This window comes from Streptosporangium sp. NPDC002721 (assembly GCF_042888905.1).
Lineage (GTDB): Bacteria > Actinomycetota > Actinomycetes > Streptosporangiales > Streptosporangiaceae > Streptosporangium.
Map to the genome: position 1 here is coordinate 161,607 of NZ_JBIAQI010000026.1, position 12,666 is coordinate 174,272.

11 protein-coding genes are annotated in these 12,666 nt (G+C 61.0%); 7 read left to right on the forward strand and 4 right to left on the reverse strand.

The window, feature by feature from the left end:
* Positions 1-128: 128 nt before the first annotated feature.
* Positions 129-1,406 (forward strand): helix-turn-helix domain-containing protein, encoded by a 1,278-nt coding sequence (locus ACFYWM_RS33120; RefSeq protein WP_389921890.1) that lies wholly within the window; start codon positions 129-131, stop codon positions 1,404-1,406.
* The gene (locus tag ACFYWM_RS33125; RefSeq protein WP_389921892.1) at positions 1,403-3,187 is read left to right on the forward strand and encodes a S9 family peptidase; all 1,785 of its coding nucleotides are present in this window, start codon (positions 1,403-1,405) and stop codon (positions 3,185-3,187) included. The genes ACFYWM_RS33120 and ACFYWM_RS33125 overlap by 4 nt, the downstream gene beginning before the upstream one ends.
* A gap of 126 nt (positions 3,188-3,313) precedes the next feature.
* Here the strand turns inward: ACFYWM_RS33125 and ACFYWM_RS33130 are convergent, their stop codons facing one another.
* The gene (locus ACFYWM_RS33130) at positions 3,314-4,003 is read right to left on the reverse strand and encodes a hypothetical protein (RefSeq protein ID WP_389921897.1); all 690 of its coding nucleotides are present in this window, start codon (positions 4,001-4,003) and stop codon (positions 3,314-3,316) included.
* 172 nt (positions 4,004-4,175) lie between these two features.
* Here ACFYWM_RS33130 and ACFYWM_RS33135 point away from each other — a divergent pair, with 172 nt between their 5' ends.
* The 3 genes from ACFYWM_RS33135 to ACFYWM_RS33145 all read left to right on the forward strand — a co-directional run bounded on the left by ACFYWM_RS33135 (position 4,176) and on the right by ACFYWM_RS33145 (position 8,198).
* Complete coding sequence (locus ACFYWM_RS33135) at positions 4,176-5,537, forward strand: ParB N-terminal domain-containing protein (protein ID WP_389921901.1); 1,362 nt, start codon at positions 4,176-4,178, stop codon at positions 5,535-5,537.
* A 137-nt stretch (positions 5,538-5,674) separates the two neighbouring features.
* Entirely contained in the window at positions 5,675-7,369 is a 1,695-nt protein-coding gene (locus ACFYWM_RS33140) for a DEAD/DEAH box helicase (RefSeq protein ID WP_389921904.1), read from the forward strand.
* The gene (locus ACFYWM_RS33145; RefSeq protein WP_389921907.1) at positions 7,353-8,198 is read left to right on the forward strand and encodes a protein NO VEIN domain-containing protein; all 846 of its coding nucleotides are present in this window, start codon (positions 7,353-7,355) and stop codon (positions 8,196-8,198) included. The genes ACFYWM_RS33140 and ACFYWM_RS33145 overlap by 17 nt, the downstream gene beginning before the upstream one ends.
* Before the next feature lie 85 nt (positions 8,199-8,283).
* Here the strand turns inward: ACFYWM_RS33145 and ACFYWM_RS33150 are convergent, their stop codons facing one another.
* Positions 8,284-8,562, reverse strand: coding sequence for a DUF6881 domain-containing protein (locus tag ACFYWM_RS33150; protein ID WP_389921909.1), 279 nt, complete (start codon positions 8,560-8,562; stop codon positions 8,284-8,286).
* Between the two features lies 1 nt (position 8,563).
* On the reverse strand, positions 8,564-8,974 hold the full coding sequence (locus ACFYWM_RS33155; RefSeq protein WP_389921912.1) for an HYD1 signature containing ADP-ribosyltransferase family protein: 411 nt from the start codon (positions 8,972-8,974) through the stop codon (positions 8,564-8,566).
* A 240-nt stretch (positions 8,975-9,214) separates the two neighbouring features.
* Between ACFYWM_RS33155 and ACFYWM_RS33160 the strand changes: the two genes are divergently transcribed.
* Positions 9,215-10,084, forward strand: a complete 870-nt coding sequence (locus tag ACFYWM_RS33160) for a hypothetical protein (protein WP_389921915.1) — start codon at positions 9,215-9,217, stop codon at positions 10,082-10,084.
* A 158-nt stretch (positions 10,085-10,242) separates the two neighbouring features.
* On the opposite strand, the gene ACFYWM_RS33165 is transcribed toward ACFYWM_RS33160, so the two are convergent.
* Positions 10,243-11,511: a DNA cytosine methyltransferase gene (locus tag ACFYWM_RS33165; protein ID WP_389921918.1), complete on the reverse strand. Its 1,269-nt coding sequence runs from the start codon at positions 11,509-11,511 to the stop codon at positions 10,243-10,245.
* A 94-nt stretch (positions 11,512-11,605) separates the two neighbouring features.
* On the opposite strand from ACFYWM_RS33165, the gene ACFYWM_RS33170 reads away from it, so the two are divergent.
* Positions 11,606-12,103, forward strand: a complete 498-nt coding sequence (locus ACFYWM_RS33170) for a very short patch repair endonuclease (protein ID WP_389921923.1) — start codon at positions 11,606-11,608, stop codon at positions 12,101-12,103.
* Positions 12,104-12,666 lie beyond the last annotated feature (563 nt).

A 12,666-nucleotide genomic window follows, 5' to 3' on the forward strand; every position in this document is an offset into this window, starting at 1 on the left:
CGAGGGCACGTACCGAGTCGGTGCTCATGGTGTCCATCTCTCACGATCCGGCCTGCTCAAGGTGCTGACAGCACACCGCACGACCTGATTTGCTCGCAACGAACAGCAAAACAGCAGGGAGTATGCGCATGGCTACTGAGAGGAAAGGGGGTCGCGGGCGGCCGGCCAAGGTCCTCGACCCCGAATCGTCACTGCTCGCCGCGCTGGGCTCCAGAATGCGCGAGCTACGCAAAGCACGCTCGCTCACGCTGATGGAGCTCGGCGAGTTGACCGGATACTCCTGGCAACACATCGGTGCCGTGGAGCGGGCTTCGGTCGCCCCTTCTGAATCCGTGGTCATCGCGTGCGATGCCGCACTCGGCGCGAACGGGACGCTCAACGGCATGTTCCCCGGTGTCATCCGAGAACAGGCCCATCTACGTCACCGCAGCGAAGCCGCGCGGAGACCCGTCCCGGAGACGCCGGATCCCGGTATCGACTGGGGGCGACTCAGCACGTGTGGCAAGCGCGCTTCGGCGATCACCTCCACCGTGGTAGAGGACATCGAGGTGATCACCATTCACCAGCGCCGCCTCTACCACGAGCTGACGTCGACCGAGATGCTCGTCCCGGTCGATGGCCACCTCGCTCTTCTGCTCTCACTCTTGGAAGCCCCCGCCCCCGGCCGACTGCGGCGGCGAATCGCCCACGCGGCGGCGGAGGCCGCCGGGTTCGCGGCGTGGATCCGGTTCGACCTCGGCGATCACTTCACGATGGGACACCGGTACGCCACCGCTCTGGACGCCCTGGGCGAGGCGGGCGACAAGGGACTTCGGTCCTACGTCAGCGCCTACCGATCCGTCACCGCGGACGCGGCCGGGCGGGCCGACGAAGCCGTGCACCACGCCTCAGTGGCTCTGGACACGGCCGGTCGCTCGGTTACCCGCGTGACGAGGTCCTGGCTACATGCCGTGAGTGCCACCGCCCACGCCCACGCGGGTGACAGCCGGACCGCTCTGGCCGAACTCGACCAGGCGAACGGAGCCCTGGCACGGGCCGGTGAAGAGCGGGACGAATGGATGTACGACTTCGACCGTGAGCGACTTCTCGGCTACGAGGGTGACTGCCTGCTGGAACTCGGCCGCTACGCCCAAGCCGCCCGTTCCTTCGAGGACGCCATCGGTGGCGTTCCCACCACATGCGTACGCCGCAGGGCAGAACTCACCGTGGACCTGGCACGGGCACGACTCGGAGAAGGTGAATCCGACGAGGCCGTACGGCTGGCCCAGGAAGCCGTCACCGTATTCGCCAGACGCGGATCAGTCGCCGGAATGTCCCGAGTCCGACGCTTCCGCGATCACGCGGCGAACAGGCAGCCCACGGTTGCTCGCGAACTGGACGACTTCGTTCGATCATGGCAAGAGTGAGCCCTATCTCCGCCGAACTTGTTGCTAGCGCCACCATCTCCTATGACGCCGTCCAAGCAGTCGGTGAGACCATCTACTGGATTGAAGGGCGGCCGAGCGGAGATGTGCTCGTACGTTGGACCGCCGCCGACGGCCGCCAGGACGTGCTGCCAGAGGGATTTCACGTCGCCTCCCACGTACATGAGTACGGCGGAGGCGCCTACCTGGCCACTGAGCGGGATGTGTGGTTCTGCAACGCTGTCAACCAGCGGATCTACCACGTACGCGACCATCTGCACCCTGTACCGGTGACTCCCGCTCCCGCCTCGCAGGGAGCCCTCCGCTACGCCGACCTCCGCCTCCTGCCGGGTACGGACAATCTGGTCTCCGTCCGGGAGCGACACGAGGAAACCCTTGTTCACAATGAGCTGGTCGTCCTGCCCGGTGACGGATCCGCCGAGCCGACGGTCATCGCGTCCGGCGACGACTTCTACATGTCCCCGGAGCCCAGCCCTGACGGGAGACAACTGACCTGGGTCTCATGGAACGCCCCGCTCATGCCCTGGGATGGCGCCCGGCTCTGGCTGGCCGACATCCGGCCTGACGGCACCCTCACCGGTACGAGGTTGGTCGCGGGAGGGGACGACGAGTCGGTGTGCCAACCGCAGTGGAGCGGCGACGGGGTGCTGCACTTCGTCTCCGACCGCTCCGGCTGGTGGAACCTGTACGTCTGGCGCGACGGCCGTACTGAACCGGTGATCACGGGGAAGTTCGAGGTCGCGGCGGCTCCCTGGGAGTTCGGCTACCGCACCTACGTACTCCAGGATGCCCAGGTCACGGCCATCATCCAGCAGGGGCCGTCGCATTCCTTGGTGACAAGGCGCCTCGACGGCGACCTTGAACGGCTAGCTGTGCCGTACACATCGATCAAGCCCTATCTGGCCATGGCGGGACGGAACATCGCCTTCATCGGCTCCAGTCCTATGCGGTTGCCTACGGTGGTGCTGGCTGAGCCTGACGGTTCTATTCATGAGCTCACCTCGGCCGACGTCAACCTTGACCTGACATTGCTCGTTCGGCCGGAGCCCTTCACCTTCGGTACTCGCGACGGAGGTGAAGCGCATGGCCTCTACTACCCGCCGTTGGAAGAGAGTGATCAGTCTCCGCCGTTGCTCGTACGGGCTCATCCTGGGCCGACGACGAACTGGCCACTGCGGTTGGACCTTCACGCGCAATATTTCACGAGTCAGGGCTTCGCTGTCGCGGACATCGACTACCGGGGGAGCACCGGGTACGGCCGCCCGTATCGGTTGGAACTTCGTCATCGGTGGGGGATGGTCGACGTCACCGATTGTGCCGACGCTGCCTGTCACCTGGTGTCCGTCGGTCGTGCGGATTCTGGGCGGATGATGATCTGGGGTGCTAGCGCCGGAGGCTACACCGTTCTGCGCGCCCTGACGGTCACCGATGTGTTCGCGGCAGGGATTGCCAGATCGGCCGTGGTCGACCTTGAGAGTTGGAGCGAGGTCGCACCGAAGTTCCAATCGAAACATGCACAGTTGCTCCACGCTGAGACTCCCGACGGAGGGGGTGAATTCGAAGACAGGATCAAGCATCCGCTTCTTCTGGTCCATGGGGACGAGGATCGGGTGACTCCGCTTGAACAGGTGCGGACCCTCGCACGGCACTGGGCCTTAGGCTCATCTTTGGTCATCGTCGAGGGAATGGGGCACACCCTGCGGAAACCTTCTCACGTTCGTCGCATTCTCCGCGCGGAGCTGGAGCACATTCGATCAACGTAGATGGCGTCCGCCGGAGAGAAGAGCTGTGCAACGGACCGCTCGAGGGTGAAACGCGACTCCACCGAACTCGGGACAGACCAACTTGCTGGGGCCCTGCCTTTTAGGCAGGTATCTACACCGACAAGATCAACTTCCGAGTGCGTCATGGACAGCCTTTCGGGCTTCTGCGGGCAGGCGCCGGTACGCCGTCCAAGCACGTTCTAGGGGGGTTGAACCACGGCGGCCTCGTTCGATCCAACGGGCGAGACGGCGCAGCTCGTGTGGATCAAGAGCCTTGATGTTGGCGAGCACCTCATCCGCGTGAACAGGGGCGCCGAGCTGGCCGGCGCGGCAGCGCTTACACTCAGTGACAAGCATTACCTCTTCGCTGCCGCCCGGGAGGACGGTCTCCACACGAGTGACTGAGAGCACCGCGGTCTGGTTGGAGTCGTCGAGGTACGGTTCGCCGCCGGAGATCCCGCAGACTGTACACATGTAGTCGTCGCGCTGCAGGACAGCCTGCTTCTCTTTGGCTGAGATCGCCTTGTTGGGAGCGGCGGCACGCCGGGCGGCGGGGTCCCAGACCAGCACTCCCGCCTTAACGAAACGCTGGTCCTCTGCTGTGAGCGTTGCGTCCTCGGTGTTGGTGAGGATGACCCAACCGTAGTCGCGAAGGTCGCGTACGCGCCGGTCGACCTGTGAGACGCCGGGAAATGCCTCGCGAAGCTGGCCTTTGGTGAATGTGTTACCCTCACCGACCACCTGCGTGAGCCAGAGCGCGGCCTTGACCATGGTCCCAGCCTTGTACTCGATGTCGTTCCATGCGTGGGGGGCCATGTGTCTTGACTCCGTCTTCTCCGGGCCGAGGGCGCAGCCTTAAAGCCATGCCAGGCGTTTTGTCAATGCTCTATATCATGGTGCCTGAAGTCCTACATGTTCAGGCCGCCTTGGAGGCAACATCATGGCTGTGAGATTCGGTGTTCCTCCCGAGGGCGAGAGGATCCGTAGCTTGGTTGAGGAGCGCCTCAGGCAGGCTACGTCCGAAGACGGCGCAAAGCTCACGGTTGACTGGCGCGGTGAGCAGAGGCACCTCCGTGTGATCTCGATGCCTGTCGACATGCTCTACTTCAACCCGGACACTCACCGGATCCGAGCCCAAAGGACCTTGGACCCTGAACGTAATCGGATCTTGGAGGAGGACCCCTGGGGTGAGGTGGCCCAGACTTACCTTGCCGACCTTCTGCGGCAGAAGCCTTCCAATCCGAACCAAACAGATCCCGACTACACCGCGCTGGTGGACGAGCTCGACAGCTTCGGGCAGAAGGAACCAGGGATCATCAGCCCCGATGGCATCATCGTCGATGGAAACACACGCTGTGCTGCTTTGAAGGACCTCGGGGTCAAAGATATTCGCGTTGGTGTGCTTCCTTCTGACACTTCTCGCCGGGATATTAATAGTGTTGAGCTCGCGTTACAGCTCCGGAGGGATAAACGTCGGGACTACTCCTATATCAACCGCCTCATCGCGATTGAGGAGGAGCTCGCCAGCGGACGGCGTGAGGAAGATGTGGCCCGCGATTTCAACATCAAGCCGGGCACTTTACGGCAAGACCGCTGGGTCTACCAGATGATCAACGAAGCAATTGAGCGTAGCCGTACCAGCAGCGGTCTCGGCCTTCGGCTAGTCGACTTCGAGGATCACCAGGAAAAGCTCAGAGAGTTGCAGCGCGACTTCACAAAGAAGGCTGCTACTGACCCTGAGGCTGCTGAGCAGCTCAAAGAGTCGAGGCTGGCGATGGTTGTCCTCAATTACCCCAAGACCTCTCTGCGCTTGGCGGAGGGAGACTTCCATAGTCGTTACCTCGAAGAACGTCTGCCGGCGCAGCTCCGCCCGGCCGTACAGGAGTCGAGCTCAGTCGCGATTCCAGGGCTTCCAGGTGTTGCCGTCCCGGACGCCACCGCCGCCGCCAAGGCGGTTCGTGCGCTCACCGACCAGCTGCTTCAGGCAGAAGCGACCAGGCTGGCAAGGGACAAATTGGAACCGCAGGCGGTGGCGGAGGCCGACAGTCTGATCAGATTGGCGCGCAAGTCGTTCGACGTGGGGGTGAAGCTAGCCGGCCAGAACGCCCAGCTTGAGAAGCGCAAGATTGCTGTTCAGGAACGATTGACTGATGCTGCTGATTACGTGAAGCAGTGCGCTGCGGAGTTCGCTGAGGCCAAAGCGAAACGTGCCCTGGACGAGGACGCTTTCGATGATGCGCTGCTGGAGTTGCGTGACAGCCTCGCGCGGTTGGCCAGGCAGGCCGGCCGAACGTTCAGCTCGCCAGGCGATGGTGTCGAGTGGCTGCTCGCAGCGACGCGGGAAGACTGATGCCGCAGAATGCATCGAAGGCTAGCCTAGAGATCGGTTTCGGCGATGGTGTTGCTAAAGCGCGCCTACGTGCTAGAAGTGGCCGTGAGGATGATCTGAGACGGCTAGCGCTCAAGTTCCGCACAGGTGTCCAGCGTATGTCGGGTGTACTTGAGGTCGATGTCGATGATCTCCTTGTGAACCTCATCGCCCTCGCGGCTTGGCCCGAACCAGCAACGGTCGTTTGGGATCGGCAGCTTGCGGCCTTGGCGACCGACTCCGCGGCTGATGCCCAAGCCATGGGCGAAAGAATCGACAGCGCCAGTCTCCCGACCGAGGTAGCGCCGGAGGATGTGCTCCAACTCCTGGGGCCTTCCTGGAGGGGTGACCTGACCAACTTCCAGCTTCGCGATGTTGCGCGGCTTCTGTCACTCAGGCATGGGGCTAACTTCTCGGTGCCTGGAGCCGGCAAGACCCGCGTCGGACTCGCAGTCTTCCACGCCCTGCGAAACAAAGGGATCGAACGCCTCCTGATCGTCGGGCCGAAGTCCTGCTACGAGTCGTGGCGCTTCGAGAACCAGCATTGTCTTGCCGATCCGCTGCGTATGGAGGTCTACGGGAAGGAAAATGATCCGTCCGCCGATGCGTTGATCGTCAACTATGAGCGGCTTCGGTTTGATGGCGTGGCCAATGACCTCGGCCAGTGGCTGTCGGCGCGACCATCGATGCTTCTGCTCGACGAGGCGCACCGAATGAAACTGGGAGCTGACGGGGCATACGGCGCGGCCTGCCTGGCGCTCGGTCCGAGAGCCAGGCACCGACTCATCCTCACTGGTACGCCGGCACCCAACGGACCTAAGGACCTGGAGAATCTCTTCGGGTTCGTGTGGCCCGGTCACGGGCGTCAGAAGGTCATCCAGGCGGTCGGAGGTGGAGATCTCGTCAAGGCGAGCCAAGTACTCCGCCCTTTGTTCACCAGGACGACCAAGGGAGAACTTGGGCTTCCACCAGTAACAATCAGCCTGCGAACTGTGGCAATGCCGCCGTTGCACAAGGAGATCTACGAGGCGCTGCTGGGCCGGTTCTCGGCGCGGGCTGCAGGATCCGAGAACAACTTCCTTGCTCTCGGGAAAATCGTCGTCTACATGCTCATGGCCGCGACTAGTCCAGCCCTCCTTGCAGTCGGCGCGACTCGTTACGAGCCGCTCGCCTACCAGGTGCCGCCGCTGGTAGTTCCCGAGAACTCACCGCTGTCGGCACTGATGCGGGACCTGCCCAGCTACGAGATGTCTCCCAAGTATCAGGAAGTGCTTGCAATCATCGCTGACAATGCTTCAAAGGGGCGCAAGACGCTCGTCTGGTCGACGTTCATTCGAAGCCTTAATACCTTAAGTCGTATCCTCGGTGAATTCCAGCCGGCCATCGTGCACGGAGGTGTGGAGGATCGGGAAGCAGAGATATCGCGGTTCAGGGAAGACCCTAACTGCATGGTCCTGCTTTCCAACCCCGCAACCCTCGGCGAGGGCATTAGCCTCCATCACGAATGCCATGATGCCGTCTACGTTGACCGCGACTTCGCGGCCGGCCGTTTCCTGCAGAGCCTTGACCGCATTCATCGGCTAGGCCTCGCGCCGGATACTCAGACTCGAATCACTGTCCTGGCTTCCGAAGGCACTATCGATGAGGTTGTTGAATATCGCCTAGCGGAAAAACTTCTTTTTATGGGGAGTATCCTCGACGATCCTACCGTACGAGAACTCGCAGATCTCTACGAGGAACCACCCGTCGGTGGCGAGCTCGACCAGCGCGACCTTCAGGCTCTGATGGGCCACCTCCGTGCCGCTGCTGCCTGAACCTATACTTCGCGCGGCTGTTCGCTGGCTGGAGATGCTTCCCGCCAGCGGATACAAGCGGTGTCGCGCGCTCTTCTCGACACATTCGGACTTCAGTGACGCCACCCCGACTCAGTACGATGTCGCCTACTCATGGCTCAGCGAGATGGGGTTGCTCAGCGAGGAGCATGGGCATGAACTGATTCCGCAGCGGATATTCGAAGCTGTACTTCCCGACCTTCCTTGGTTCCGGGACGCAGATGTACTTGTTCAAAGCCTCGACGAACTCCCGGATGACGCCCTCCGAGCAGCAGAGGCTCTCGGCCTCGATAGCATGCAGGCGTTTCAGTGTGTCCACTCTCTATGGGGAAAAGTCGATGTCGAGCAGCGGACACGGATCGGCGCGATGGGTGAAGCAGCTCTGATTGAACTGCTGGAGAACTCAGTAGCGGCACACATGGATCACGTGTCTCAGCACTCGGACGGTTACGGGTACGACATCGCAGTTGAGGGCGGAGCCTGCAAGCTGCACGTTGAGGTGAAAACAACGCTCCGCCGACGCCATCTGACTGTTTTTCTCTCCCGGCATGAATACGAGACCATGCTTCATGACCCTGCATGGCAGCTCGTCGCCGTCCGTCTTTCTGATGATCTGAAAGCCGAGGCGGTTTGCTCGGTACGCGGAGAGTGGATCAGACAACACGTACCTCACGATCGTTCGGTCAGCGGGCGATGGGAATCGTGCCGCCTTAGTATTCCGCCGGATGAGATGGTCAGTGGAATCGCGAGGCTCGCGCCGCTTTTCACTCTGGATAGATCGCCGATAATCGAAGGTAGTGCAGAGTGGTAGCCATACGAGGAGATGATCGATCGTCAATCATCGCTACGTTGTGATCGTGATCACACGAGCAAGATTCACGTAAGGTGCCGACGACTCAATCAGCAGTCGATGGGGTTCCATCGGCTTGGCTCCACATACGCTCGAACTCGGCCCTGCTGATCACCGATGGGGAGAAATTGTCCTGCAGACCGATCTCCTCCGGAGGATCGATCGGAACTTCTGAGAGTCCAGTCATCCTGGTCTCCGTGTCCGTGTCAGCCCGTTCCAGCCGACCGTCACGGAACACTTGAACTTTGCGCGTCTCGTAGCCTTCGTCATCGACCTCGCTGTACAGCTCTACCGGTTCTTCGGGGAAATTGTGCTGCCACTGCACCCTAAGGTGCCAGACCATCATTCGACCCCCAGCTCACAATCCGACCTACAAGGTCAAGCGCTTTGTGGCCCGGGATGAAGAAGACGTTCTCCCTTCCATAGACGACCTCAAGCCCGGTCACGTCCACCTCAATATAATGGGTGAAGCGTCGAAACGCATAGGGAACACGCATGAAGCGGAAAGACAGTTGCTGTGCTGACAGGGTGCCGGGTGGGATATCCGACACGTACTGCCCGTCGCCGTAGCGGGCGTCTTTTGGATTGTGTGCTCGCAGTGAGGGGTTCAGCCTAAAGCTCTTCAGGATCGCCGCCAGGTTGGTGGCGTTTGTGTAGTGCCACATGGTTCTGTGTCCGTGTAAGGCTTGACCGGAGTCTCGCAGCTCTGTTTCCTGAATCCTCTGTTCGACTGCCATGTCCTACATGGAACCAGTATCTGGAAATTTGTGTGGCTGCGTTCTCGGAAATTCAATTGCAGAATATTGAGGGAAATTGCACCGTCATGGGTGCCGGTCGCTCAGCGGGCAACAGTTCGGAGAGGCGCCTGCGGTGCCGACCAGGGCCCCGCGACTCGTGCCCGCCGGTCCTGTCGGATCTGCAAGAAAATGCAATGGAAAATGAGGGCAATAGCCGGAATTTTCCGATGTAGGTATGGAATGATCGTTCTGATCCGCATCTACCCCCCTACGAGAGGGTCTGCTGTCGTGCCTAACGATGTCGCAGATGTAGAGTCACTTCCTGAGTGGTCCAGGCTTGTCGCCGAAGCAGTCAGCCTCTCGGGTCGCAAAGGCAGCACGATCGCAGCCCGCTCGGTGCAGGTTGCTAAGGTGTTTTCGGAGCTCGACAGCGATCTCGAGGGCGGCTGCCTGGACGAGTTCCTTCTCAGTCGCATGCGCAACGGCAAGATCCAAAAGCCTCGCTGGGAGAAGCTGATCTTGCTGAAGTTGACACTGCTCTACCTCGACGATCGTTCATGTTCGGACTTGCCTGCGCGGCGCGAAGCGGCTCTGGCTGAAGCGGTTGTCTTCGCCAAGCGGGTCCTGGCCACTGCGGTGCCTCAAACAGCAAAAGGAGCGGCTGGCTCCCGCCGCCCGGACGCGCGTCATGAGCGCACAGTGGAACTGCTCGAAGCGTACGGCGAGGATCTTCTTCGACAGGTAGGTGAGAGCGGCACGGGCGAGGCTGAGGCTAAGCTTGCGCTCCTCCATCAGCTCGGCGGAAACAGTGACGATGCACGCTACTGGTCGGGTCAAGCCTTCGCGGTGGACCCCAATTATGTGCATGCGTCATCGCAGCAGGAGTTATTTTCTCGGGCGCATTACTATGCCACTGGATACCAGCGTGCGTTCGAACCTAAGATCGCCTACCTGTACTGGAAGTATGCTGCAGAATCCGGAGACGGGATTGCGGCCTTTAGGCTCGGTCAGATGGCTGAGTTGAAAGGAGATTTGGAGGATGCGGCGAACTGGCGTCGTATCGCTGACAGTCTCGGATATTCAAGTCAGGATCAGTATGGAAATCCTTGATCCGATAATGCTTAACGGCGCCCGTTCCTAGATCGACAGGAGCCGACTTCAATCGAGATCGAAAGCCAAGCGCTGCTCGGTAACGAGCGGGATGGGGCGCCGTATGGGAGGGGGGGTAGAGCCTCCCCTCCCATACGGCGACCTCGTCTTGAGCTTCTCTAGCTGATCCGGGTTCGATGTTGCTCGAACTGGTCGTGGCGAATATGATCCTCCTGGCCAAGGAAGGCTTTGAATTGGCCAAGCTTGTAAGCGGTCGGTGCCTTACCGTTGCTGATCTCGATGTGGAAATCACGTCTGAGGAGGCTGATCCTGCGCTCTAGCTCATGGGACTCCAGGGCAAGTTTGGTTGCACGGGATATCTGGGCGGCAGTCATGAAGTCGCCCTTGTCGCGGAGTACTCGATAGATCGGGTCGTGCGCTGCATCTAGATCACGTTCACGCCGTTCGGCTGTACGGTTAAGAGCAGCAGCAATAGCGATTCCGAGAATCTTGGCGACTGGCGGCGGGAAAGCATTGCCAATCTGGCGGTAGTTGGATGTTTTCTTACCAGTGAAGACCCACTGGAATTCCTGATTGTCCCACCCTTGGATCCGGGCGACCATCTCACACGTAAGTTTAGGTCCCACAGGGAACTCATCATCTGGGTCTGGAGCGCGATTGGCGACTCCGAGTGCGTCTACGCCAATCTCTGCCCAGGCGCGTTTTGCTCGGCTAGGGCCGAGATCTGCACCGCCATGCTTCTTGGAGCCACCGACGATAGTAGGTGCAATGCTGTTAGCCTTCTCTGCCCACTTCTCCGCACCCTTCCAGCCATTGGCGGAGATGAGAGGCAGCAAGGTTTCGCCGACCGTTGGGGGCTTTCCGATGGGATCGGGCCAGTGGAAGTGAGTAAAGTCCTCTGCTGCCATCGCAACAAGTACGAACCGGGGGCGTAGTTGCGGGACGCCATAGTCGGAAGCATTCAATAGACGCCATTCGGCGGCATAGCCGAACTCGCGAAGTCGATCAAGAACGTGCTGACGATAGCCGGCGAAACGGGGCATACTCAGTCCGCGGACGTTCTCCAGCAAAAGAGCACGAGGCCGGACGGTCTTGACCTGCTCGACCGCCCACGCAAAAAGATCGCGCTCATCGGTGGCACCCAGTTGCCTGCCTGCAATAGTGAACGGAGGGCATGGGACCCCGCCGGCGAGGAGGTCAATGGGGCGGCGGTCTGGCTTCGGAGCGTAGTTAGCGGGATTCCAGACGTTGAGGTCCGCGACGTCTCCCTGAGCTATGTTCCAATCGGGCCGATTGTGACGCAGCGTGTTGACCGCGTTCTCATCCAACTCGATGGCAAGTTCATGCTCAAAGCCGGCCTTCTCAAGTCCGAGGGCTTGGCCGCCTGCTCCAGCACAGATCTCGATGACACGGAGCGGCTCAGTCACGGGGGCCTCTTTCGGTTCCTGGATGCAGCGCAGACGAGTTGCCAGCTGTATCTTCGCCTGAAGAACAGTGAATCGTGTGCTTACCGGTGTGGATGTGTCTGACAGTCAGAGGGATCGAGCTCGCAAGCAGGCCCACGAGCGTGGCCTCTATCCGGCCCCGCTCAATGAGGGTCGGTCGCGGAACATGCAGGCTAACCGCAGGACGGGCACCAAGCCAGAGGTGGCGCTGCGCAGTGCACTTCACCGGCTTGGCTACCGATACCGCAAGGATCTTCGAATTGATCTTGAAGGGCTGAGGGTGCGGCCAGACATCGTCTTCACGGCGCGGAAGATCGCGATCTTTGTGGATGGATGTTTCTGGCACGTATGCCCTCAGCATGGTCGGCCGCCGACCACCAACGAGTGGTACTGGACACCTAAGTTGCGGCGGAACATGGAGCGCGACCGTGCTGCTGACGCTGCCTTGCAAGCTGCGGGCTGGCAGGTGATCCGCTTGTGGGAGCACGAACCGCTGCCTGCCGCTGTGGAGGCAGTGGTGGCTGCGTATAGATACCAGTCCGAACACACGAGCGACTTTAGCGGAACCGACTGATAGGAACGTCCAGGCGCCTGCAAGCTACTGAGCAAGAAAGCTAGAGAGGGTATCGGGTCAGAGAGGGCACCCCGCCTGGAGGAGGATGTTCCCGCAGGGGGCGCCACCAGTCGCCAGATTCGGGAGTCTGATGACACACCGCCGGTGTCCGGGGTATGAGGGGCACCTGATGTTCAGAGGTCTGCCTCGGTTAGGGCCCTATCGAGGGTAAGGGCAATATTCTGATAGAGATCGCGTTGGCTGGAGCGGTTTATTTGCTCCCACACCGCTGGGGCAGCGGGGCCGAGCAGTTCTTCCGCGTGGCCTGCGCACAGCACCCGGACTTTGCGGCGCCAACCAAATGACTTCGCTCCGCACACGGCGGGCTGGCCGCACACCCAGCACCACTTCTTGGGAGCCGGAACCCGTTCCAAGCCACCGGATCGCCCTACCGGATCCATGTCATCAGCGTCTCCCGGGCGCGTACGCGGTGGTTGCGTCCACGGAGGTGGTGTACGAGTTTCCCTAGGTAGCAGGCGTGGCGCCGTGAAATGAGGACGGCCATCGCGTGATCCTTCGAGTGC